General features: G+C 42.4%; 21 protein-coding genes and 3 pseudogenes. 20 read left to right on the top strand and 4 right to left on the bottom strand.

Annotated elements, in window-relative coordinates:
* Positions 1–215 precede the first annotated feature (215 nt).
* The 10 genes and pseudogenes from M72_RS01625 (at position 216) to M72_RS01580 (ending at position 11,701) form a co-directional block, all read left to right on the top strand.
* On the top strand, positions 216–2,852 hold the full coding sequence (locus M72_RS01625; RefSeq protein ID WP_055066926.1) for a cation-translocating P-type ATPase: 2,637 nt from the start codon (positions 216–218) through the stop codon (positions 2,850–2,852).
* A gap of 492 nt (positions 2,853–3,344) precedes the next feature.
* A pseudogene (locus tag M72_RS18170) lies at positions 3,345–3,743 on the top strand (transporter substrate-binding domain-containing protein); the annotation flags it as partial.
* Positions 3,744–3,749: 6 nt separating this feature from the next.
* Positions 3,750–4,406, top strand: coding sequence for an amino acid ABC transporter permease (locus M72_RS01615; RefSeq protein ID WP_022046923.1), 657 nt, complete (start codon positions 3,750–3,752; stop codon positions 4,404–4,406).
* Positions 4,407–4,415: 9 nt separating this feature from the next.
* Positions 4,416–5,201 carry an amino acid ABC transporter ATP-binding protein gene (locus M72_RS01610; RefSeq protein WP_055066924.1) on the top strand — a complete coding sequence of 262 codons (786 nt, stop codon included), beginning with the start codon at positions 4,416–4,418 and terminating at the stop codon, positions 5,199–5,201.
* Between the two features lie 158 nt (positions 5,202–5,359).
* Positions 5,360–6,451 carry a fibronectin type III domain-containing protein gene (locus M72_RS01605; protein WP_055066923.1) on the top strand — a complete coding sequence of 364 codons (1,092 nt, stop codon included), beginning with the start codon at positions 5,360–5,362 and terminating at the stop codon, positions 6,449–6,451.
* A 134-nt stretch (positions 6,452–6,585) separates the two neighbouring features.
* A complete protein-coding gene (locus tag M72_RS01600; protein WP_022046921.1) occupies positions 6,586–7,698 on the top strand; it encodes an ROK family transcriptional regulator in 1,113 nt (370 codons plus the stop codon).
* A gap of 237 nt (positions 7,699–7,935) precedes the next feature.
* Positions 7,936–8,964: a zinc-dependent alcohol dehydrogenase gene (locus tag M72_RS01595; RefSeq protein ID WP_022046920.1), complete on the top strand. Its 1,029-nt coding sequence runs from the start codon at positions 7,936–7,938 to the stop codon at positions 8,962–8,964.
* A gap of 4 nt (positions 8,965–8,968) precedes the next feature.
* A complete protein-coding gene (locus M72_RS01590) occupies positions 8,969–9,361 on the top strand; it encodes a VOC family protein (protein ID WP_022046919.1) in 393 nt (130 codons plus the stop codon).
* A gap of 17 nt (positions 9,362–9,378) precedes the next feature.
* Entirely contained in the window at positions 9,379–10,743 is a 1,365-nt protein-coding gene (locus M72_RS01585; protein ID WP_022084857.1) for an MFS transporter, read from the top strand.
* On the top strand, positions 10,727–11,701 hold the full coding sequence (locus tag M72_RS01580) for a carbohydrate kinase family protein (RefSeq protein ID WP_055066922.1): 975 nt from the start codon (positions 10,727–10,729) through the stop codon (positions 11,699–11,701). Before M72_RS01585 ends, M72_RS01580 begins: the two co-directional genes overlap by 17 nt.
* Before the next feature lie 270 nt (positions 11,702–11,971).
* Here the strand turns inward: M72_RS01580 and M72_RS01575 are convergent, their stop codons facing one another.
* Genes M72_RS01575 through M72_RS01565 form a run of 3 tightly spaced genes read right to left on the bottom strand, consistent with a single transcriptional unit; the run spans position 11,972 to position 16,062 of the window.
* Positions 11,972–13,858: an ABC transporter ATP-binding protein gene (locus M72_RS01575; RefSeq protein WP_055066921.1), complete on the bottom strand. Its 1,887-nt coding sequence runs from the start codon at positions 13,856–13,858 to the stop codon at positions 11,972–11,974.
* Positions 13,851–15,584 (bottom strand): ABC transporter ATP-binding protein, encoded by a 1,734-nt coding sequence (locus M72_RS01570; protein ID WP_055066920.1) that lies wholly within the window; start codon positions 15,582–15,584, stop codon positions 13,851–13,853. The genes M72_RS01575 and M72_RS01570 overlap by 8 nt, the downstream gene beginning before the upstream one ends.
* Complete coding sequence (locus tag M72_RS01565) at positions 15,577–16,062, bottom strand: MarR family winged helix-turn-helix transcriptional regulator (RefSeq protein ID WP_022046914.1); 486 nt, start codon at positions 16,060–16,062, stop codon at positions 15,577–15,579. Before M72_RS01565 ends, M72_RS01570 begins: the two co-directional genes overlap by 8 nt.
* A 510-nt stretch (positions 16,063–16,572) precedes the next feature.
* Between M72_RS01565 and M72_RS01560 the strand changes: the two genes are divergently transcribed.
* From M72_RS01560 to M72_RS01535, 6 genes are all read left to right on the top strand, one after another.
* Complete coding sequence (locus tag M72_RS01560) at positions 16,573–17,079, top strand: gamma carbonic anhydrase family protein (protein ID WP_055066919.1); 507 nt, start codon at positions 16,573–16,575, stop codon at positions 17,077–17,079.
* Positions 17,080–17,094: 15 nt separating this feature from the next.
* Entirely contained in the window at positions 17,095–17,781 is a 687-nt protein-coding gene (locus M72_RS01555) for a response regulator transcription factor (protein ID WP_022046912.1), read from the top strand.
* A gap of 101 nt (positions 17,782–17,882) precedes the next feature.
* The gene (locus M72_RS01550; protein WP_055066918.1) at positions 17,883–18,830 is read left to right on the top strand and encodes an ATP-binding cassette domain-containing protein; all 948 of its coding nucleotides are present in this window, start codon (positions 17,883–17,885) and stop codon (positions 18,828–18,830) included.
* Positions 18,799–19,494: an MBL fold metallo-hydrolase gene (locus tag M72_RS01545; RefSeq protein ID WP_055066917.1), complete on the top strand. Its 696-nt coding sequence runs from the start codon at positions 18,799–18,801 to the stop codon at positions 19,492–19,494. The genes M72_RS01550 and M72_RS01545 overlap by 32 nt, the downstream gene beginning before the upstream one ends.
* A gap of 15 nt (positions 19,495–19,509) precedes the next feature.
* On the top strand, positions 19,510–20,247 hold the full coding sequence (locus M72_RS01540; protein ID WP_055066916.1) for an ABC transporter permease: 738 nt from the start codon (positions 19,510–19,512) through the stop codon (positions 20,245–20,247).
* 11 nt (positions 20,248–20,258) lie between these two features.
* The gene (locus M72_RS01535) at positions 20,259–21,158 is read left to right on the top strand and encodes a sensor histidine kinase (RefSeq protein ID WP_055066915.1); all 900 of its coding nucleotides are present in this window, start codon (positions 20,259–20,261) and stop codon (positions 21,156–21,158) included.
* Positions 21,159–21,184: 26 nt separating this feature from the next.
* On the opposite strand, the gene M72_RS01530 is transcribed toward M72_RS01535, so the two are convergent.
* Positions 21,185–21,997 carry an Rpn family recombination-promoting nuclease/putative transposase gene (locus M72_RS01530; RefSeq protein WP_055066914.1) on the bottom strand — a complete coding sequence of 271 codons (813 nt, stop codon included), beginning with the start codon at positions 21,995–21,997 and terminating at the stop codon, positions 21,185–21,187.
* A gap of 585 nt (positions 21,998–22,582) precedes the next feature.
* Here M72_RS01530 and M72_RS01525 point away from each other — a divergent pair.
* The 4 genes and pseudogenes from M72_RS01525 to M72_RS01510 form a co-directional block, all read left to right on the top strand.
* A pseudogene (locus tag M72_RS01525) lies at positions 22,583–22,864 on the top strand (TnpV protein); the annotation flags it as partial.
* Positions 22,863–23,213: pseudogene (locus M72_RS01520) on the top strand (MGMT family protein); the annotation flags it as partial. The pseudogenes M72_RS01525 and M72_RS01520, both read left to right, overlap by 2 nt.
* Before the next feature lie 176 nt (positions 23,214–23,389).
* Positions 23,390–23,845: a MarR family winged helix-turn-helix transcriptional regulator gene (locus M72_RS01515; RefSeq protein WP_022046904.1), complete on the top strand. Its 456-nt coding sequence runs from the start codon at positions 23,390–23,392 to the stop codon at positions 23,843–23,845.
* Complete coding sequence (locus M72_RS01510; RefSeq protein ID WP_055066913.1) at positions 23,835–25,181, top strand: MATE family efflux transporter; 1,347 nt, start codon at positions 23,835–23,837, stop codon at positions 25,179–25,181. The genes M72_RS01515 and M72_RS01510 overlap by 11 nt, the downstream gene beginning before the upstream one ends.
* The last annotated feature ends 18 nt before the right edge of the window (positions 25,182–25,199 follow it).

Below are 25,199 nucleotides of genomic sequence, written 5' to 3'. Positions count from 1 at the left end.
GTTGACAAATGAAAGAGGATATGGGTAAAATACAAAAAGATAATAAACAGGGAGTAGTTTGCATCCGGTGTGTCCGGGTGTTGTGCAGGCCGTCATCACGTTACAGGAAAGCTGGAACCGGGCTGTACACGAAGAAACGAGACTTTTTATTGCATTATTCTGGTGCAAAAAAGTCCCGTTTCTTTTTTTGTACCACAACACAGGGAGGGCATGCCATGAAAAAATACTGGAAGTATTCCAAAGAGCAGCTAAGAGACGTATTTTCTACTACGGAGCAGGGATTATCCGAAATGCAGGTGAAAAAAATCCGGGAAACATGTGGGGAAAATATACTGGAAGAGGGAAAAAGACCCGGGCTTCTGAGGGTGTTTTTGTCACAGTTTGCAGATTTACTCATTGTCATTTTGCTGATCGCCGCGCTTATTTCCATGTTTTCCGGAAATGCAGAGAGTACGATTGTAATCGCAGTTGTCCTGGTGATGAATGCAGTTTTGGGAACGGTGCAGCACCAGAAAGCGGAAAAATCACTGGACAGTCTGAAAAATCTGTCTGCACCGTGTGCAAAAGTCATCCGGGAAGGGAAAAAGAAAGAGATCCCTTCGAGGGAACTGGTTCCTGGAGATCTTGTGGAACTGGAAGCTGGTGACATGGTTGTGGCAGATGGAAGGATTCTGGATAATTATTCTCTGCAGGTCAATGAGAGTGCGCTGACCGGAGAATCCACCAATGTAGAAAAGACACAAGGCAGTCTGCCGGAGGATCTGCCACTGGCAGACCGCAGAAACATGGTATATTCCGGAAGCCTGGTCACTTATGGACGCGCACAGGTTCTGGTTACAGGAACAGGGATGCATACAGAGATCGGAAAGATTGCCGGGATGATGAATGATATCCGGGATCGTAAGACACCATTACAGGTGAGTCTGGATCAGTTCAGCAGAAAGCTGGCAGTTCTGGTTATGGGAATTTCAGCAGTGGTACTGGGGTTATGTTTATACCGTAAAATGCCGCTTCTGGATGCATTGATGTTTGCGGTTGCACTTGCGGTAGCCGCCATTCCGGAAGCACTCAGTTCAATCGTGACCATTGTGCAGGCGATGGGAACACAGAAGATGGTAAAGGAAAATGCCATCGTCAGAAAGCTGAAGGCAGTGGAGAGCCTTGGGTGTGTATCGGTGATCTGTTCGGATAAAACCGGAACGCTGACACAGAATAAGATGACCGTACAGAAAGTTTATGTGGACGACAGGGAATATCTGCCCGGACAGCTTTCCATGGAAGAACAGCTGCACAGATATCTGGTCTACGATGCGGTGCTTAGCAATGATGCGACATTGGAGAACGGAAAAGGAATCGGAGATCCGACCGAATATGCCCTGTTGGAAATGTTTCGTAAAATTCCCGCACCGAAAGGGGGAATGATGGGTGAAGGCGGTTACCGGGAAGAAATGCTTCGAAGCTGTATGAAACGTCTCGAAGAGGTTCCGTTTGATTCTGAGCGGAAACGGATGAGCACAAGATATTGCCTGCACGGGGTCGGAACCATTCTGACCAAAGGGGCACCGGATGTATTGCTGGAACGCTGTGATTTTGTCCGGAAAAGTACCGGAATTGTTCCACTTGATCCGACGGAGACAGAAAAAATCAAAAAAAAGATTGCGGAATTTTCCGGGCAGGGACTGCGTGTGCTGGCATTTGCGTATAAAGAGAGTGAAGGACCGCTGACCATAGAAAGCGAAGAAAATCTGATCTTTCTCGGGCTGATTGCCATGATGGATCCGCCAAGACCGGAAGCCATTCAGGCGGTTGCCGATGCAAAGAGAGCAGGAATCCGCACGGTCATGATTACAGGGGATCACAAAATTACCGCGCGTGCGATTGCAAAACAGCTTGGAATTTATCAGGAAGGGGATCTGGCTGTGACTGGAAGGGAGTTAGATGCCATGAGTGAGAAGGAATTGCAGGAAAAACTGGAAAAAATCTGTGTGTATGCCAGAGTTTCGCCGGAACATAAGATAAGAATTGTAAAGGCATGGCAGAAAAAAGGACGGATTGTTTCCATGACGGGGGATGGTGTCAACGATGCACCGGCATTAAAACGCGCAGATATCGGAGTGGCAATGGGGATTACAGGAACAGAAGTGGCAAAAGATGCGGCAGACATGATTCTTTTAGATGATAATTTTGCGACCATCATTCAGGCGGTGGTGAATGGAAGAAATGTATACCGGAATATAAAGAATGCTATTTTGTTTTTGCTGTCCGGCAATATGGCAGCGATTCTGGCGGTACTGTATACTTCACTTGCAGGACTTCCGGTTCCGTTTGCACCAGTGCATCTGCTTTTTATCAATTTGCTGACGGATTCGCTTCCGGCAATTGCGATTGGCATGGAGCCGGCAGATGCAGCACTTTTAGAGGAAAAACCAAGGGATCCTTCTGCTGGAATACTGACCGGTTCGTTTCTGGGGAAAATTGTGGCAGAGGGAGCGTTGATTGCGTGTCCGGTCATGACTTCTTATTATATAGGGCTGCAGCAGAGTACCGCGCTTGCAGCAACGATGGCTTTTGCAACGCTGACACTGGCACGCCTGTTTCATGGGTTTAACTGCCGGAGCCAAAAGTCCATGGCACGGGCTGGACTTGGGTCCAACAAGTACAGCATGGGAGCATTTTTGGGTGGATGTATTCTTTTGGGACTGGTACTTTGCGTTCCGGTTTTTGAGAGGCTGTTTGATGTGGCAGAAATGGGAGTGCTGATGTATGGATATATTCTGCTGCTGGCATTTGTGCCGACATTGGTGATTCAGATGGTAAAAATGGTCAGGGAAAAAATGCAGGAAGGTTTGTAATTGACTCCTCTTTACTTTAGCATGATAACATGATAATATGGTAAACATGTAGTAAACAGAAGAATTAATAATTAATGGAGGAACATTATGAAAAAGAAACTTGCAGTATTGCTGGCAGCAGCGCTGACACTTGGTATGACTGCCTGTGGTGCATCCAAAGGAGCAGGAGATACCGGAAAGAGCGAAAAGAGCATGGTATATGCAGTAGAGGCAGGATCTGCCGGAGAAGAAGCTGCAAAAGAAAAGGGATTTCAGTACAATTCCGTTTCGTCTCAGGCAGATGCCCTGATGGAAGTTGCTTCCGGTACATCTGATGCAGCGATCATTGACCTTCTGATGGCAGGTGCCATGATTGGTGAGGGCACCAGTTATCCGAATCTGAAGCATACAGACGAACTTACGACCGAGGAGTATGGCGTTGGATGCCGGAAAGGATCGGATCTGGCTTCTTATATCAATCAGGTGTTTGCTGACTCTTATAAAGACGGAAGCATGGAAAAAATTGCCGAAACCTACGGTGTTCAGGAAGCACTTGTAGAGCAGAAAGATGCCACCTTTGAACAGTCCCCAAAAGACAGTGACGTGGATTACATCAAGGGAAGAGGAAAACTGGTTGTCGGTGTGACCGATTTTGAGCCGATGGATTATAAGGATAAAGATGGCAACTGGATCGGTTTTGATGCAGATATGGCAAAACTTGTCGGAGAAAAACTTGGTGTAGAGGTTGATTTTGTAGAGATCGACTGGGACAACAAGGTCATGGAACTGAATTCCAAGAATATCGATGTCGTATGGAATGGAATGACTCTGACGAGCGAGGTAACTTCTGCAATGGAATGTACCAATGCTTATTGTAACAATGCACAGGTAGTTGTCGTACCAGAGGGGAAATAAATCATGTTCTGGACAGTAACACAGTCACTTTTGACAGGTCTTGCCACCACTTTTGAAATTTTTATACTGACACTGATTTTTGCGCTGCCGCTTGGGCTGGTGCTGGCATTTGGCCTGCTCAGCAAGTTTAAACCGCTGCAGCGTCTGGTTCAGATTCTGGTCTGGATCATCCGTGGAACACCTCTGATGCTTCAGCTGATCATTATTTTCTATGGACCGGGGCTCTGGCTCCATACGACCGTCTGGAGCGGAAATGAGAGCGGGCGAATTACCGCAACCGTAGTGGCATTTGTGATTAATTATGCGTGCTATTTTTCTGTGATTTTCCGTGGAGGAATCGAGGGAGTTCCGGCCGGACAGAGGGAAGCCGGACAGGTGCTTGGCATGACAAAGCATCAGATCTTTTTCAAAATCACATTGCTTCAGATGATCAAGCGCGTTGTACCACCGATGTCAAACGAGATCATTACGCTTGTAAAAGATACCTCTCTTGCGCGTATCATTGCAGCCTATGAGCTGACCTTTGCCGGTGCTGCGTTTATGAAATCCGATGGCCTGACCTGGCCGCTGTTTTACACCGGTGTATTTTATCTTATTTTTATTGGTATTTTGACGCTTTTATTTAATTATATTGAGCGTAAGCTGGATTACTTTAAGTAGGAGGATAACATGGCAATCTTAGAGGTATCACATATAGAAAAACATTTCGGCAGAACGAATGTATTAAAAGATGTCAGTTTCTCCATGGAGGAAGGCACGGCGCTTGCAATTATCGGATCGTCCGGCTCCGGAAAGACAACGCTTCTGCGCTGTCTGAATTTTCTGGAGCGCCCGAATGGCGGAACGATTACGGTTAATGGAGAGAATTTGTTTGATGCATCAACAGCCGGAATGGAAAAGGATGCGGATCTGCGCAGAAAACGTCTGCATTTTGGCATGGTGTTTCAGTCATTCAATCTGTTTCCACAGTATACAGCGTTACAGAATGTGACGCTTGCGGAACAGCTTCTGGCACAGGAACGTCCGGATTTCAAACAGAATAAGAAAAAGATCTTGGAAGAAATTGATGCACACGGCCGACAGCTGTTAGAGCGCATGGGACTTGCGGAGCGCATGGATCATTATCCGCATCAGTTGTCCGGCGGACAGCAGCAGCGGGTGGCAATTGCGCGTGCTCTTGCCTTAAAACCGGATATTCTCTGTTTTGATGAGCCGACATCGGCGCTTGATCCGGAGCTGACCGGTGAGGTTTTAAAAGTCATCCGCACACTGGCAGAACAGAAAACAACGATGATCATTGTTACCCATGAGATGGCATTTGCCCGTGATGTGGCAGATCAGCTGATTTTCATGGATGGTGGTGTGATTGTGGAGCAGGGAGACCCGCACCAGGTGATCGATCATCCGAAGGAAGAGCGGACAAAGCAGTTCCTGACACGGTATGCACAGGGATAATTTTTACAAAATAATTTCTTGGAAACGGCAACAAGCTGTGTTAATTATAGGACTTATCGCCTATTGTGGTTACATCCTGAAATGTTTACAATGGGAGAGTCGGACGAATTGTGTAGGACAATTGGTTCGGTTAAAATGTAAACAAAAAGGAGAATACTATGAAAAAGAAATTAGCTGCGATGATACTGACACTTGCGCTGGCAGCAGGTGTAATGGCACCGGTACCGGCATATGCCGATGGAATTACGGTTGAGGAAACTTCCATGGACACGGCAACGGAGAAGTCGTTTGATACCGATTATACCGTAAAATGGGATGCGGATAAGGTATACTGGAACAAGGTTACGCTGGATCAGCAGGGAATCCTTCGGATTCATTTGAATGAGGAGGATCCGAAATCCCTGGAGAATTATGTTGTAGCTGTTTACTCCGCCAAAGGGGAAAAGATCTGGAAGATCATGATGGACTGTGCAGGGGCAGCAGCAGATAATTATGTGGGGCTTGCAAAGGGAACTTATTATGTATCACTGAAATCGCATTACCAGTTTCGGCCTTCTACAACGTATCGTTTTTCGTTTGAAAAAAATAATGTCTGTGAGCTTGAGGCAAATGAGAAGAAAAATGATGCTACAGGTATGAAAGTAAACACCATGTATACAGGATTTATGGGAAATTCCTATGGTGGTGCGGAAGAAGATAATGATATGTATGCAGTAACCTTAAAAAAGGGACAGAGCTATAAATTTATCTGTGATGCGGACTCTTACAGTGAAAAAACAACGATTGTAAAATTGCTTGGCAAAACAACAGAATTATCGTCTTTCTGGCCATCTGTAAAGAAAAAAGATTTCTGTGTGGCATCCGGTGATGTGTTTATTGCACCTTATACCGGAACATATTATGCTTATGTAAGAAATTACTATGGAAAACAGTACAAGTACGAAATCGGAGTGAAAAAAATAAATCTGAAGGCTCCGACCGTATCTGTTTCTGCCGGAAAGAGCAGTGCAAAAGTAAGCTGGTCGAAAGTAAATAATTACAGATATGAGGTAGAGTATGCGACCAACAGCAAGTTTCAGGGCGCAAAAAAAGTAAGTGTTTACGATCAGAAGACTTCTGTTACAATCAAATACCTTACTTCAAAAAAGAAGTATTACGTGCGGGTTCGTTCCTGTGCCAGAACAGAAAATGATAACAATAAGAAAGCATATTCTGCATGGTCAAAAGTAAAGACCGTTACCGTAAAATAAGAATAATAGACAGAATGAAAACCGTTGCAGCCGCAGCGGTTTTTTGTTTGGATATAGGATGAAATTGGTTCTTTACAAATAATAAATAAAAGCATATGATACTTTTATAAAATACTTTATTTAAGAGGAAGATTATGCCGGAAAAAAGAGAAAAACGCAATATAGCAAGAACTGAAATTATTAATTACATGTTGAACCATTCCGTTACATCAAAGGCAGAACTGGCAAAAGAACTGGGGCTTAGTATGCCTACAGTTCTGACAAATGTCAATGAGCTGATTGCAAAGGGACTGATTGTAGAAAATGGAGAGTATGCATCTACCGGAGGAAGAAAAGCCAAAAGCATAGGAATTAACAAGGAATATTGCAGGGCAATGGGACTTGTAATTACCGCTAATCATCTGGAAATGGTACTCGTAAATCTGGGATATGAAATCGAACATCTGAAACGTGTCCGTTTAAAATTTTCACCGGATATCGATTATAGTGTAAAAATTGCCGGGCAGGTGCAACAGTTTCTGAAAGAATGCAAAACGGAGAAAGATATTTTAGGGATTGGAATTGCAATTCCCGGAATTATCGATCAGAATGAGAAGACAGTTCTAAAATCGCATGCTCTTCAGGTAGAAAATTACAGTCTGCGTTTTTTGGAACAGGCATTGGGATTTCCGGTTTATTTTGAGAATGATGCTAATTCCGCTATGCTTGCGGAAGATACACAAAAATATAACAATGCGATATACCTCTCCTTAAATCATACTCTTGGAGGGGCATTTTGCATTGATGGAAAACTGTTTCGTGGACAGAACCAGAAGGCAGGAGAGTTTGGACATATGATCCTGATTCCCGGAGGGGACAGATGTTATTGTGGAAAGCAGGGGTGTGCAGATGCTTATTGTGCGGCAAGTGTGCTGACTGGGGACGGAAAAAATTCTCTGGAAGTATTTATGGAACAATTGAAACAGGGAAATAAGGAAGCTGAACAAAAATGGGAAAGATATCTGGATCATCTTGCTATCCTGATATCCAATCTTCGGATGGCATACGATATGGATATTATACTTGGGGGAGATGTCGGAGGTGTACTGGCAGAGTATATGATTCCATTGGGACAGAGGGTATTGTCTTACAATGGATTTGACAGGGATATTTCTTATCTGAAAAATTGTTCTTATGAAAAAGAAGCATCGGCGGTTGGTGCGGCAAAACATTTTTTGTATGAATATGTAAAAGAATGCTGTTCGTAATGATGAAATTAAAAAAGTTCCTTCTTTACTGGCGTGTACATGCGGTAAAGAGGGAACTTTTTTGTTTAAAAATTTAGAAAAATTGTACAAAAAGTAAAATAAAAAATTGTGCAACTGGTAAAAACTCTCAAAAACTATTGACAAAACAGAGGAATGGGACAATAATGTAATTACTTTAATAAAACATTTTATAAAAGATAAAACAAAAGAAGAACAAATATAAAGGAGGAAACAATTATGTTACAGCAGGTAATGACAAATCCAGGAGAAATTACATTTAGAGAGGTTCCGGTTCCAGAAGTCAAGGATGATCAGGTACTGGTAAAAATCAGAAATATAGGTATCTGTGGTTCTGATATCCATGTATATCATGGAAAGCATCCGTTTACGAAATATCCGGTGACACAGGGACATGAGGTTTCCGGAGAAATCGCAGAAATAGGGAAAAATGTTTCTGGGTTTCAGATCGGACAGAAAGTTACGATTGAACCACAGGTTTATTGCGGACACTGCTATCCGTGTCGCCATGGAAAATATAATCTTTGCGAGGAATTAAAGGTTATGGGATTCCAGACCACAGGTACGGCTTCTGAATATTTTGCAGTAGATGCATCTAAGGTAACACCGATTCCGGAAGATATGTCTTATGAAGAAGGGGCGATGATCGAGCCTCTTGCAGTTGCAGTTCATGGAGTAAAGCAGATGGGCGATGTAAAAGGAATGAATATCACAGTAATCGGCGCAGGTCCAATTGGAAATCTTGTTGCACAAACAGCAAAAGGGATGGGAGCAGCAAAGGTTATGATTACCGATGTCAGTGATCTGCGTTTGGAAAAAGCAAAAGAATGTGGAATTGATGTATGTGTCAACACGCTGCACAAAGATTTTGGAGAGGCTATGGTAGAGGCATTTGGTCCGGATAAGGCAGATGTGATCTATGACTGTGCAGGAAATAACATTACGATGGGGCAGGCAATCAAATATGCAAGAAAAGGAAGTGTGATCGTACTAGTTGCAGTATTTGCAGGAATGGCAGAGGTGGATCTGGCAGTCGCAAATGATCACGAACTCGATATTAAAAGTACCATGATGTACCGGCATGACGATTATGTAGATGGTATCCGTCTTGTCAATGAGGGAAAGGTACATTTGAAACCATTAATTTCAAAAACGTTTGCATTTAAAGATTATCTGAAAGCATACCAGTATATTGATGATAACCGTGAGACAACGATGAAAGTCATCATCAATGTGCAGGAGGATTAAACAGATGAAAAACGAATATGGAATTGTCGGAGTAGCCCACATAGGGCTCCCGACGAATGATTTAAAAAAGACAATCGAATTTTATAAAAGTCTTGGATTTGAAGTGATTTTAGAAACCTATAATGAAAAGGCAAAAGAAAAGGTTGCGTTTTTGCAGATTCAGAATTACTGTATCGAATCGTTTGAGAACGGACAGGCGGTAATGGCAGACGGGGCATATCAGCATGTCGCACTGGATGTGAGAGATATTGAAGAAATGTATAAAAAGATCTGTGAAAATGGATATGAAGTCATTACGGATGGAATTGAGCAGCTTCCGTTTTGGGATAATGGTGTAAAGTTTTTCATGATTAAAGGACCGAATGAGGAGAGAATCGAGTTTTGCCAGAAACTCTGATGAAGTAGGAGGAACGTATGGGTAGCGAGAACAGAAGTGGAAAAGTGCCGCTGATCAGCAAAATTGCATATGGTTTTGGTGATGTGGGATGTAATTTCAGTTGGATGTTTGTCAGCAATTTTTTAATGATTTTTTATACCGATGTATTTGGAATCAGTATGGCAGCAGTGTCTGCACTGATGCTGTTTTCCCGATTCTGGGATGCCATTAATGATCCGATTGTCGGGGGACTGACCGACAAGACAAAGACAAGATGGGGAAGATACCGTCCATGGCTTTTGGTGGCGGCACCGATTACGGCGGTGCTCCTTGTAATGACATTCTGGGCAAGACCAGACTGGAATCAGACTGCAAAAATTGTATATATGGTAATCACATATTGTCTCCTTGTTTTGGGATATACCTGTGTGAATATTCCATATGGAACACTCTGTGGAGCAATGACACAGGACATTGATGAGCGTGCAAAAATCAACACTTCCCGTTCCGTTGCAGCAATGATTGCAATCGGTGTGTTAAATATCATTACCGTTCCTTTGATTAACAAATTTGGAAGCAGCAGTGCAAAAACCGGATATCTGACGGTGGCAGTTATTTATGGATGCATTTTTGCAGCATGTCATTTCTTTTGCTTTGCAAAGACAAAAGAGGCTGTGATCACACCGGAAAAAGAAAAAATTTCTATAAAAGTCCAGCTAAAAGCGGTGCTTCAGAATCGTCCGTATCTGCTGGCTCTGGTAGGACAGATTTTATTTGGTTTTACTTTATATGGAAGAAATGCGGATGTCCTGTATTATTTTACTTATGTAGAAGGAAATGCCTCGTATTATACCACTTATTCGATGTGCATCATTATTCCTTCCATTATTGGAGCAGCCTGCTTTCAGCCGGTATTCCGTAAACTGAACAATAAAGGAAGAACTGCCAGTGTATTTGCACTTTTGACAGGAATTTCGATGCTTTCCATGTTTTTCTTTAATGTAAAAGAAGCTCCGGTTATCTTTTATGCATTGTCTGGAATTACACAGTTTTTCTTTTCCGGATTCAATACCGCAATTTATGCAATCATTCCGGATTGTGTGGAGTACGGTGAGTGGAAAACCGGATTGCGCAACGATGGATTTCAATATGCGTTTATCTCGCTTGGAAACAAGATTGGAATGGCAATTGGAACAGCACTTCTTGCCGGATTACTCGGAAAATACGGGTATGTGGCAAACCAGACACAAAATGCAGCCGTACTTTCCATTATGAAACATGCATTTACAACCATTCCGGGGGTTCTCTGGATTGTGACTGCTGTGGTATTATTCTTTTATCGGCTGAATAAAAAGCGTTATAATGAAATTGTGGAGGAATTAAAGAATGGAAAAAGAGGTTGATATTGTAGCATTGGGTGAACTGCTGATCGATTTTACCGAGGCAGGATACGGAAAAGATGGAATGAAGCTGTTTGAGCAGAATCCCGGTGGTGCACCGGCGAATTTGTTGACGGTTGCAAGCCATATGGGATACCGGACATCGTTTATTGGAAAAGTCGGAAAAGACATGCATGGTGCATTTTTAAAAAGAACCTTACAAAATGAGGGGATTGCAGTGGACCATCTGATCGAAGATGATAAGTATTTTACTACACTTGCGTTTGTAGAAATTGATGAAAACGGTGAGCGGAAATTTTCATTTGCAAGAAAACCGGGCGCGGATACACAACTTCGGAAAGAAGAACTGGATCCGACGCTTTTGCAAAAAGGTAAAATTTTTCATTTCGGATCGCTTTCCCTGACGGATGAACCGGCAAAAAGTGCAACTTTAGAAGCCGTTCATATCGCAAAAGACGCGGGAGCATTGGTTTCTTATGATCCAAATTACCGTGCATCCTTGTGGAGAAATGAACAGACTGCAGTACAGGAAATGAAAGCAGTGATTCCATTTGCGGATGTGATGAAGGTATCGGATGAAGAAAGTCTCCTGCTGACGGGAAAAAACAGCTATGAAGAAGCTGCGGAGGAGTTGCTTTCCATGGGACCAGAGCTGATTGCCATTACACTTGGCAGTGACGGCGTACTTGTGGCAACTACGGATGGAAAAGAACAGATCAGGGGATTTGCAACAGAGGCGGTTGATACAACAGGAGCCGGAGATTCATTCTGGGGTGGATTCCTGAGCCAGTTTTTATCCTTGAACAAAGCAATTGATGAGATGGACTGGAATGATTTGCGTGCCTGTGCACGGCAGGGAAATGCAGTAGCATGTCTGTGTGTGCAAAAGAGAGGTGGAATTCCTGCGATTCCAAAGAAACGAGAAGTAATGGAGTTTTTAAATCAACATATCAAAAAATAAATTTGATTTCCGTGCATAGACGGACCGGTCAGGTGAATACAGACAGGAAACGCAAAAAGAAGCTGACACACGAAAAGAAAATTCGTGTGCAGCTTCTTTTTTGCTGGTTATTAGCATCCAAAACACTTACGGATCAGTGCTGAGAAATCGCAGTTGGAAAAAAATCTAAAGCACATAGTTAAGTACCTCCCTGTTTGTATTTGTATTAGCTAAGTACAAATGTATTGTAACAAGTCTGTAATATTTCTGCAATAGGAGGGTATTTCCAGTTTAGGAAAGTTCCAGTTTTCCGGTATACAGCTGATAATAGGTTCCCTTCTGCTTAATCAGATCCGCATGATCTCCGCGTTCAATGATCTGTCCATGATCAAGCACAATAATTGCATCACTGTTTCGGATCGTAGACAGGCGGTGAGCGATCACAAATACCGTACGTCCTTTCATCAGATTATCCATACCCTTTTGTACAATGCTTTCGGTACGGGTATCGATGCTGGAAGTTGCCTCATCGAGGATGAGAACCGGTGGATCAGCCACGGCGGCTCTTGCAATGGAAAGCAGCTGGCGCTGTCCCTGGGAAAGTTCTTCGCCGTCACCGCTTAACATGGTATCATAACCGTTTGGCAGCATCCGGATGAACTGGTCTGCGTGCGCAAGTCTGGCAGCTTCGTAGATCTGCTCATCGGTTGCATCAAGATTTCCGTAACGGATATTATCGCGGATGGTTCCGGTAAACAGATGGGTATCCTGCAGGACAATACCGAGGGAGCGGCGCAGATCATCTTTTTTGATCTTGGTGATATTGATGCCGTCATAGCGGATTTTTCCCTCCTGAATATCGTAGAAACGGTTGATCAGGTTGGTAATTGTTGTCTTTCCGGCACCGGTAGAGCCAACAAATGCCAGTTTCTGTCCCGGTTTGGCGAACAGACTGATATCCTTTAAGATGACCTTATTCGGATTGTAGCCGAATGTAACATCCTCAAAACGGACATCGCCGGTCAGAGGGGTGTAAGATACACTTCCATCTGCGGAATGTGGATGTTTCCATGCCCACATGCCGGTACGTTCTTTACATTCGATGATGTTGCCATCGGCATCTCTTTTTGCATTGACAAGTGTTACATAGCCTTCGTCTGTCTCCGGTTTTTCGTCGATCAGGGCAAAGATTCTCTCCGCTCCGGCAAGCGCCATAACGATGGAGTTGAACTGTTGTGCCACCTGCATAAATGGCTGGGTAAAACTCTTGGTAAACTGCAGGTAGGAGGCCATGACGCCGAGCGTAATGCCGCCCACACCGGCAACCGAGAGAACACCACCGAGGACAGCGGTCAGAACGAACTGTAAGTTTCCGATGTTTCCGATCACCGGTCCCATCATGTTTGCGTATTTGTTTGCCTGTGAGGCACTGTCAAACAGTGCTTCGTTGAGCTGGTCGAATTCCTCTTTGGATTTCTGCTCATGGTTGAACACTTTTACCACACGCTGGCCATTCATATGTTCTTCCACAAATCCGGTCACGTCGGCAAGGGAAACCTGCTGGCGCACAAAGTATTTTCCACTGTTTCCACCGATTTTTTTTGTGACAAATACCAGAATCCCGATGACAACAATGGCAAGCAGTGTCAGCAGGGGACTTAAGACCAGCATGGAAATAAACGTAACAATGATGGTGAAAAATGACATCAGTGCCTGTGGGATTGCCTGACTGATCATCTGGCGCAGGGTATCGGTATCATTTGTGTAAAGACTCATGATAGAGCCATTCGTATTCTGATCGAAATAGCGGATCGGAAGGGTCTGCATATGCTCAAACATATCATCACGCACACGCTTTAACACACCCTGGCCGATATATACCATCATACGGGTATAGATAAATGTTGCAATAACACCGACAATGAAAATACAGCCAAGTACAGCAAGTGCACGGTAAAATTCGGTATAGTCCGGACTTTTTTGTCCAATCAGGGGAAGGATGAAATCATCAAGCATGTATTTTAAGGACAGAGATACCGAAATGGATGCGACTGCACTTAAGAAGATACATACAAATACAAGAATAAAGCGGGCTTTATAGGTTTCTGTTACATATTTCAACAGACGTTTTGCGGTAGCAATATTGTATTTGGAAAGCTTTGGTTTTTTGTTATTCATGATCTTCACCTCCTTTGACCTGTGATTCATATACTTCACGGTAAATAGCATTGGTTTTTAACAGTTCTTCGGATGTACCAATGCCGGAAATCTCACCGTTTTCAAGGACAATGATCAAGTCGGCATCTTCAATGGAAGAAACACGCTGTGCAATGATGATCTTTGTCGTGTTTGGAATTTCCTCGCGGAAAGCCTTGCGGATCAGCGCATCGGTTTTGGTATCCACGGCGCTGGTAGAATCATCAAGGATCAGAATTTTTGGTTTCTTCAGCAGGGCACGGGCAATACAAAGACGCTGTTTCTGTCCACCGGATACGTTGTTTCCACCCTGGACAATCTGTGTATTGTAACCATCCGGAAATTCGCGGACGAATCCGTCGGCCTGTGCCAGTTTACAGACATTCTGTACTTCTTCATCCGTAGCATTTTCGTTGCCCCAGCGGATATTGTCGTAAATTGTTCCGGAGAACAGGACGTTTTTCTGCAACACCATGGAAACCTGATCGCGCAGGGATTCCAGATTATATTTGCGCACGTCGATACCGGAAACTTTTACACTTCCTTCGGTGACGTCATACAGACGCGGAATCAGCTGTACAAGCGTTGATTTTGCACTTCCGGTTCCACCGATGATCCCCACGGTCTGACCGGATTTGATATGCAGATTGACGTCTTTTAAGGAAAGATTTCCACCTTCACCGGCATAACTGAAACTGACATGATCGAAAATAATATCACCATCGGCAACGGAAGTTACAGCATCAGCAGGATCGCGCATTTCCGGAATCTCATTTAGTACTTCCACGATACGGTCGGTCGATGCACCGGCAATCATGATCATGACAAACACAAATGTTACCATCGTCAGGGAACCGATGATCTGTAAGGCATATACAATAATAGAAGTAAGTGCACCGGTTTCCATGATTCCGGTTACGATGCCTTTTCCGCCAATGTAAATAAGAATCATAATCACAGCATACATGACAAACTGCATAACCGGGGAATTCCAGGCAACGATCTTTTCCGCTGTGGTAAAAAGTTGATAAACATATTTGGAAACACCGTGGAATTTACCAATTTCATAATCTTCACGGACGAATGCCTTTACGACGCGGGCGGCATTTACATTTTCCTGTACGGAATTGTTTAATTCATCATATTCGTCAAACACCTTGATGAAATGTGGATGGGCTTTTTTTGCAATAAATAACAGCGTGCCACCGAGTACCGGAATGACGATTAAAAATAAGAGCGCAGCTTTTCTGCTGAGCGTCAGGGTCATAACCCAGGATAAAATAATCATGATCGGAGCCCTTGCCAGCAGGCGGATACTCATCATATAAGCCATCTGGATATTTGTAATATCGGTGGTCATACGTGTTACAAGACCGGACGTGGAAAAATGGTCGATATTTTTAAAGGAAAAATCCTGTACTTTATAATAAATATCGTGCCGCAGATTTTTGGCATATCCGGCTCCGGCAATTGCTGCAAAGTTTCCGGCCTGTACACCGAAAAACAGGGACATCATTGCCATAATTACAAGGATAAGTCCTCTTTGGATAATATATCCGAGATTTCCTTCTGCAATGCCAATATCAATAATTTTTGCCATTTCCAGAGGAATCAATACTTCCATCAGTACCTCTAATGTAACCAAAAGAGGGGTAATGATGGATTGCTTTTTGTATTCCCGGACGGATTGTAAAAGTTTCTTATTCATTTTTTTTACATACCTCCTTATGTTCTGATACGTTATAGAGCATCTGGTAGAGCACTTTTTTACAGGTCAGAACATCAGCTTCGGAAATATCTGTCGTAAGCTGTGTTTCCGACTGCCTTATGTGTGCAAGGATGCTCGGACGGAGTGCTTCCGCTTTCTTTGTAGGAATGATGCGTTTCAGACGGGCATCTTTTTTTTCGCTTTCCCGCACAATAAAACCATTTTTTTCGAGAAGCTGCAGCATTCCGGTCGCCGTGGATTTGCGGATCTGAAATTCTTCTTCGATGTCTTTCTGGTAGACAACCTTGTGAAGGGTTTCCAGAAGAAGAAATTTCAACACATGTTTCTGCATGGTGGTCAGACCATCGTCGTTGATCATGGAGTTCACACAGCTTTTCCGTTTCATCTGATGGGACAGTACCTGGATCAGGCGGCCCATATGAATTTCTTTGAGTTGTTCTTCATCGAAATCCTGCAAGAAATCACTCCTTTCTTAAAATGATTTTAAATAGTTAGCAACCGAACTTTTATCATTATAGGGATGAAAATTTAAAATGTCAATGGCTTTTTTTGGAGGATTTTGTAAGTTCACAGAAAAAACACAAACACAAAATGCCTGACAACTTGCGTTAAAATGAGTAAATTTATCATATTCACAGAAAAAACACAAAATAATTAACAGACAGGGTTGACATTGCCAGAATACAGTGCTATAACGTAGGCATAACAAAGGAAACAAATTTGACATATGAATATGAGGAAAAGAGGCGATTACTATGTCAGATAAGAATCCAAAACACCCGTTAAAGAAAAAACAGGCGAAAGCAAAAGATAAAAAGAAACACATTTACGAATAAATCGTAAAATGGAGTCGAGCGAGAGCATCTGCTGATGTCCTCGCTTTTTCTTTTCCAGGAGCATGTTGAGAAGAAAAAACGGAGATGTTATACTAAAAACAGTATGAAATGAAGAAATGAGGAAATCGGTCATGATAAAAACAACGGGAAATATAGCGGCATCCGCCAATATCGTAAAGGAATCGGTAGTGATGGGGGATGTATCCATCGGTGAGGACAGTACCATTCTTTTTTATGCGGTACTGCGTGGGGATGACAATAAAATTATCATCGGAAAAGGGACAAACATTCAGGATAACTGCACGGTTCACACTTCCAAAGTCGACCCGACCATGGTGGGCGATTATGTGACGGTGGGGCATAATGCAATTCTTCATGGCTGCACGATCGGGGACAACACATTAATCGGCATGGGCGCAACGGTGATGAACGGCAGTGTGATCGGAAAAAACTGTCTCATCGCAGCAGGAAGCCTTGTGCTCGAACATCAGAATATCCCGGATGGAAGCATGGTTATGGGCAGACCGGCGAAGGTCACGCGGGCATTGACGGAAGAAGAAATTGCAGGGTTAAAAGAGAGTGCACTTTCTTATATCGAAGAGGGAAAGAAACTCAGGGAAGAAGGTTATTGTCTGTAAAAAAGAGGTACACAAGTGGATAAAATATTAATAATTGAAGATGATGTGGAAATCAATACGCTGTTAACAGATTTCCTGAAAGAAAACGGATATGTTGTGTACAGTCAATATGATGGACTCCATGTTCTGGATTTCTTACACAAAGAAAAAATTGATCTGATCATACTTGATATTATGTTACCCTATCGAAGCGGCGATATTATTCTGGCAGATATACGCAGACAATTTACGATACCGGTTCTTATTATTTCAGCGAAAGAAACGACACAGAATAAAATTGATCTGCTTCGTCTTGGGGCAGATGATTACATTACAAAACCTTTTGATATGGAAGAAGTGCTTGCCAGAATCGAAAGCAATCTGCGCAGAGTACAGTTTGAAAATCGTTCGGCTGCCTGTTTACAATACGGGGATTTATGTCTGGATCTGGAAAAGAATACGGCATTTTTGAAGGAAGCGGAATTGGCTTTAACCGCAAAAGAATTTGCCATTCTGGAATTGCTGATGAAATATCCGGACAAAGTATTCTCAAAGTCAAATCTTTTTCAGAGTGTGTGGAATACAGAATATTTTGTGGAAGACAATACGCTTAATGTTCATATCAGTAATCTGCGTAACAAATTAAAAGCGGTTTGTCCGGATAAAGAATTTATAGATACGGTCTGGGGCATTGGTTATCGTCTGCATAAGGCTAAGGAATAAAAGTTCCCTGGCTTTATGCTTTTTTAATGTCTTCTTATCTCAGCTTAAGGAATTCTTTAAGAATGTTCGTTATACTGTTTTTTGTAAAGGAGGTTCGGAAGATGAATTCAGTTATTTTAGAAGCCCGGTCTTTAACGAAAGAGTATAAGCAGACACTGGCATTGGACCACATAAATTTGCAGATAAAAAAGGGTAAAATTTATGGTTTTATCGGTCAGAATGGGGCTGGCAAGACTACTTTTTTAAGACTAGTCACGGGACTTGCATTTCCGACAAGCGGCACGCTTTCCTTATGGGGAAAATCAGAAACTGTGGAATTACAGAAACAGCGTAAACGGATTGGAAGTATGATCGAAACACCGGCATTATTTCCTGCAATGACCGCATATCAGAATATGGAAATACAGCGTATTCAGCGTGGCATACCGGATAAAACCGTGATAAAAAGAACATTGGATATGGTTGGGTTAAACGATACGGGAAAAAAGAGGGTTCGAAATTTTTCCTTAGGGATGCGGCAGCGCCTTGGAATTGCAATGGCTCTTTTGAATACCCCGGAATTTTTAATTTTAGATGAACCTGTTAACGGACTGGACCCTGCCGGAATTGTGGAAATCAGGAATTTATTAAAAACGTTAAACAGGGAATACGGAATGACAATTCTGGTCTCCAGTCATATTTTGGAAGAATTGTATCAAACGGCAACAGAGTTTATTCTGCTTGATCATGGAAATATTATAGAAGAAATTTCTGATCATGAATTAAATGAACGGTGCAAACGTCATATTGCGATTCAGACAACCGATATGCAGAAAGCAGTGATGGTTCTGGAAGAAAATCTTCATACAGATCATTTTAAGCTGATGCCCGATGGTACGATTCGTTTGTACGATCATCTGGATGATCTGGAAATGGTTGCATCTGTTTTATCAGAAGCGCATGTGCTGGTTACCGGGCTTTTTGTATCGGGTGATACATTGGAAGATTATTTCCTGAGTAAAATAGGAGGGGCAAAAGATGGCAAATCTCCTGAGAACGGAATGGTATAAATTATGGCACAGCTGGTACTTTTGGGGAATCGGGATCTTTACGTTTCTTTTAAGCAGTATATTGTTGCTGGACAGCAAAGGAAAAACTTCAAATCTGGTTATGGCATCTTTATATAATATGCCACTTCTTTATTTCCTGATTATTGTTTTTATAGCATTGTTTGTTGGAAATGATTTTGGAGGAAGAACCTTAAATGCATATCTGACTGCAGGACATAAGAGAGGTTATGTATTCTGGGCAAAAGTCATGGTATCCCAGATTGGCTGCATCCTCATTCTGACAGTTCCGTTACTGATACATGAAATCATTGGCCGGTTTGGTATGAAAGAAAGATTTCCGGAAATTTCAGGTACTTTTACTGTGGCTTTTCAAATACTGTTTGTCGTAATCACCATGTGTGCATTACCGGTCGTTCTTGCTTTTGTTTTCCGCGATATGGGAAAAACACTGGCAGTTTCCATGGTTCTGTTTTTTCTTATGATTTTTTTGATGAATGGGCAACATGCAGAAAGTCTGATAAGAATATTGCCCATGGGACAGCTTCGATTAATTGCATTACAAAAGTTTGACAGGACAACGGTTCCGTTAAGCCTGGATTTTCTGTGGATGTTTATTTTGTATTATAGTGCCGGTCGCATTTTTTTACATGCAGATTTGAAATAGTGGGAGGTGTTTAGGATGGAAAAATTATTAAAGATGGAGAAATACCAGTTTTTGCATAATTTCGTTTACTGGTGTGGGATGATTGGAATATTTGTTCTGGGCTTTTTTACTGCCGATACCTATGTGCCGGAAGTTATGGGACCGGCAGGAGGAAAGGCATCTTCCCTTGCAGATATTTTTAACGGAATGGTGTATGATTCTACGTTTCTCCTTATCATTATTTCGGGGCTTCTTGCTTTGAGTTTCGGACAGGAATTTTCCGGGAGAACCATAACGCTCGAAGTCAGTGCCGGACATTCCAGAAGCAAAATTTTTCTGGGTAAAATCATATCCTATCTGATCGCTTTTCATATCATGGCGCTTGTGTATCCGGTTGCGGGATGTATCAGAGAATTTGGAAAGTTTGGTATGGAAGATGGTGGGGTGTTTTTTTATAATGTAACAAAAGCAATCGTTTATTCGCTTCTGTTAAATAGCGGGATCTTTCTGATTGCAATCTTAATTTGCTGTTATTTGCAAGATGTTGTGAGAGCAACTTCTGTTACGGCAATTATTATTTTTGCACTTAGTCTTTATCTCGGATATGGAATGATGCTGCAATTGCCGGTAGCGTTTTTACCGGTTTATCAGATCCGGGTCGTTGTCAGCAGGAACACATTTTTTCAGCCGGCTGCTATTCTGGCAGGGGTGATATGGTCGGGCATACTGATATTGCTTTCGTGGATAAAATTTCGTAAATGTGACTTGAAATAGATGGAGGAAAGATGTCTGAAATAAAATGGTTTTTATTGCTTCTGGCAGTGGGATTCCTGATATTATTATTCCGACATATACAGCTGAAAAAACAAATTCGTAATCTTTCCGGTCAGGTGAAGGAATGGAATCGTGGAAATTCCGGACAGATGATAGACATTTCCCTGATGGATAAAGATTTAGAACACCTGGCAGCTATACTGAATCTTTATAATATCAGGCAGAGACAGGCCGTAGCGAAAACCATACGTCATGAAGAACATTTAAAAGAATCTGTTGCAAATATATCACATGATCTGCGTACGCCGCTAACGGTTATTCTTGGTCATTTACAATTGTTACAAAAAGAAGATTTAGAGCCGGCGCAGGCCAAACGCATCGCAGTTGTCCTGCATAAAGCAGAAAAAATGAAGGAACTGGTGGAAGCATTTTATGACCTTTCTGTTTTAGAGGAACAGCAGACCGTTCCCAGTAAAGAAACGTTTAATTTTTCCAACATGCTCATAGATCTGATAACGGAACATGCACCGGCATTAGAAAAAAAGAATATTATACCGGAAATAAAACTGCCAGATTATTCCATCTACATATATTCAGACCGGAATATGGTAGAGCGGATTTTGCAAAACCTGCTGACAAATGCAATGAAGTATTCGGCAGGGAACATAAAAATAACACTTATGCAGAAATCGGATGGCGGTATCCGGTTTATGATGGAAAATCCAGTGAGTGACAGCTTGCAAATTGATGGTAACCGGCTGTTTGACCGCTTTTATACAGGGGATACCTCACGACACGATGGAAGTACGGGGGTAGGGCTTGCGGTAGTTAAGGCTCTCGTTCTGGCTCTTGATGGTAATGTAGGAGCAAGCGTACAGGACAATAACCTCAAGATTATTCTTGAATTATAAAGTATTGAATTAAAAATAATAAGAGTTTATTTTGCGGAATTCTTTAAAGCCTGAATTTGTTCCACGGAAAGTCCGGTAATTTCAGAAATTTCAGAATCCGAATATTTACCGGAGGAAAGCATACGACGGGCAGATGTTGTAATGCCTCGTTCAATGCCCTGCTGAATGCCAGTTTCCAGCCCCTCGCGGTATTTCTCGTCATAAGCCATTTGCAGCGTCATGTAGTCATGCCTCCATTTCTCATTGCGCTTGGCAGATTCCACAGCCTTGGAGAGATCTTGTGTAAAAGAATCTTCCGGCTGTCTGCCATCAATAAAGTTAAGCAGCCGTTTCAGTTCCGGCCGAACATCATCAAAAATTCCTTTCGTATTTAAAATGATTTTCTGTGTGCCATCGTTAAGAGGCAGATTCGGATCTTCCACGCAGCGGTTTTCAAAAGTATACACATGCCTGCCGATATGGAACGGATCAAAGGTGCAGACAAAGATCACAAAACTTTGTTTCAACTGCGTGTAATCCATGCCCTTGTCGAGCAGGTTTAAATCAATCATCCCCTGATAATAGCGGGTGCGCTTCGGAAGATTTTTATGGTGTCCGTTCTGCATTTCAATGTTGTAAACCGTATCAAAATCGTCCTCAACATACACATCCAGCCGGATGCTCTTCGCATCCAGAGACAGATTAATCGTTTTCTGATCCTCGGGATACTCAATGCGTGAAATCTTAATATTCAGTATAGTTTCCAGAAACGGTTTACAATATTTGGGATCGCGCATAACAATCCCAAACATAAAATCATCACTAATGGTAAGGTCTTCGAACTTTTTGCTCTTGTACATTTTCTTCTCCTTTGTAGTGGCGGAGAGGAAAACGTGTGATATAGCGGCTGTTCTTCTATCAAGATTGTAACATGGAAGCCCCCCAGCTTTCAATATCTGAAAATAAAAACAATAATAAAATAATAACTGAATTTTTGCTCTGCACGAAATTCCTCTCCAATATTTAATTGTTTCGTACACATGGAAAAAACGGATGAAATATCCGGTGAAATGCAGCGGTATATAAATTTAGCTGCAAATTCGAAATGTGTAAAGAAAATATAGCATGGAAGAAACATATGCACAATAGGAAAACAGGACTAAAATTAAGACGTCAAAAAATCTTCACAAAAAATTAGCACTCGATACTTGATAATGGAAGTCGATTTTTGTCCGGTCTTGTGTATCCCGGAAGTGCCTGTTTTACAGGCTTTCCGGGGCATCAGTCATTTTGTCTGGTATTGTAAAGCAGTGTCAGAATTGTCGTAAATGTCGTAAATTTGTGGTCAAAAAATGATGAGAAATGGAGAGTGCTAATAAAATGAACGCAGGCAGCGAAGCAACTGCGTTCATGAGCAAGTAGCGAAAGCGGATTGCGAATGTCCTATTTATATAACGTATACAAATGTAAATGGATATCTGATTCCGAATCTCACCTATAAATCCGGTGAGCAGATGGAGCAACTTGGCAAGTATGGTTTTCTTCGCAGAGATTATCTGAAGAACCATCGAAATTCAACTTATCAGGTGATGCTTCTGCAGGACACCATTGGAGAGCATCTTCTGGAAGTAGACAAGGCAGCCAGAGAACGGGAAGAAGTGATTCTGAAACAGCTAGAGAAAAAAGAGCCTTTGCCGGATAAAGAGAAAGATCAGATTGTCTGGGTATGATCTGGTTACGGACAGTCCGACAAAGAGAATCTATGAAGCAGTGAAGCGTATTCCGAAAGGACATGTGGCAACTTATGGGAAGATCGCAGAGATGGCGGGAGACCACAGAATGGCAAGAGCCGTGGGCAATGCACTGCATAAGAATCCGGATCCGGAACATATTCCGTGCTTCAGAGTGGTCAATGCGAAAGGTGAACTGGCCGGGGCATTTGCGTTTGGTGGAGAGGATGTACAGGCAGAACTTCTTCGAGCGGATGGAGTTGAAGTGATAAATGGAAGGGTAGATTTGGAAAAATATGGAATATGTGTCTGCGGAAATCTGGGAAAAAATTCCGGAAGATATTAAGAAGATGATAAATTTTCAGCGGATCAGCTGTTAACAATGGAATAAAAGCTTGACAAATTTCTAAATTTTTATATAATTATCAAAGGTAATTAACTGTGATAATTACTAGAAGTGCCATGAATGCAAAAGAAAGTATAAGTGGTGATTTTACTGATAATATATAAGGAGGACAGAATATGACAAGTGAAATAATAAAAAGGATGTTCGATGCATGTTATCAGGCAAAGCGGACCCGGGAGATGCTCCCACCGTTGCCCGAAGGTGTTCGTTCATCCTTTATTCAATATCTGGATACGATACAGTCTTTGGAAGGACAGGGCGTACAGGTAAAGGTGTCGGATATCAGTGATGCAATGGAGCTTCCAAGACCGGGAGTTACAAGAACTGTCAAAGAGATGGAAGAAAAAGGATACCTTAAGAAAATGGCTTCTGAAGCAGATGGACGTGTCACATACATAGCTGTTACAAGAAAGGGAACAAATCTTTCGCAGAAATATGACGAACAATATTTTAAAAGTCTGCTCCCTTACATGGAAGAAATCTCGGACGAAGATGCAGAATGTATGATACGGACGATAGAGAAATTTTATCAGATCATGTGCGAAAGGAGAAAACATTACGATGAACGATAAGGCAGATTTTACACAAGGAAGCATACTTAAAAAACTGATTGCATTTATGATACCGGTGCTGGGAGCATTGATCCTGCAGGCGGCATACGGTGCAGTGGATCTTCTGGTAGTTGGAAGATTCGGTTCTACATCCGGGCTTTCAGCGGTTTCTACGGGAAGTCAGGTATTGAATCTTGTAACTTTTGTAGTGACACAGTTTGCAATGGGTATTACGGTACTGATTGCGAGATATCTCGGTGAAAAGAGACCAGAGCAGATTGGATCGGTCATTGGCGGATCAGCAGTTGTATTTACGATGATTGCAGTCGGATTATTTATCGTTATGGTTGGATTTGCACATCCAATCTCAGTCCTGATGCAGGCTCCGAAAGAGGCGGTTGAGCTGACCTCGGTATATGTGCGTATCTGCGGAGGCGGTATTTTCTTTATTGTTGCATACAATCTTTTATCAGCAATTTTCCGTGGACTGGGGGACAGTAAATCACCGTTGCTATTTGTATTTGTTGCATGTATTGTAAATGTGATCGGAGATATAGTACTTGTGGCAGGATTTCATATGGACGCAGCAGGTGCGGCGATTGCAACTGTTGCAGCGCAGGCACTCAGCGTAGTATTTGCTATTGTTATTCTGATCAAAAAGGAACTTCCATTTAAGATTACCAGAAAAGATTTCGGGTTGAATAGTCAGTGTAAGAAATTCCTAAAGATCGGACTTCCGCTTGCACTGCAGGAGTTCCTGACACAGATGTCCTTCCTGGCACTTTGTGCATTTGTGAACCGGCTTGGCCTGGAAGCTTCTTCGGGTTACGGTGTTGCATGTAAGATTGTCAACTTTGCGATGCTGGTTCCAAGTGCGCTGATGCAGTCGATGGCATCCTTTGTATCTCAGAACATCGGAGCAGGCAAGGCAAAGCGTGCGAAGAAATCCATGTTTACCGGAATCGGTGTTGGCCTGGTTGTGGGATGTATAGTATTTTTATTGGTGATGTTTGGAGGCGATATACTGGCAGGGTTCTTCACAACGGATGTAGCCGTTATCCAGAAAGGGTATGCATATCTGAAAGGATTCGCACTGGAAACAATCGTGACAGCAATTCTGTTCAGTATGGTCGGATATTTCAATGGTAATAACAAGACGGTATGGGTAATGACACAGGGATTAATCCAGACATTGCTGGTACGTCTTCCATTTGCCTATGTGATGAGTATCCAGCCGAATGCAAGCCTGACGAAGATCGGTCTTGCGGCACCAGTATCGACAATGGTGGGAATCGTGCTAAATGTTGGATTTTATATTTATCTTGACCGTGCAGAGAAAAAAAGTAACGCTTTATAAATCATTATATGTTTAAAA

This window comes from Roseburia faecis, from assembly GCF_001406815.1.
In the GTDB taxonomy this organism is placed as follows: Bacteria; Bacillota; Clostridia; order Lachnospirales; family Lachnospiraceae; genus Roseburia; species Roseburia faecis.
The sequence above is the reverse complement of the archived record's forward strand: the minus strand, read 5'-3'. Positions and strand labels throughout refer to the sequence as shown.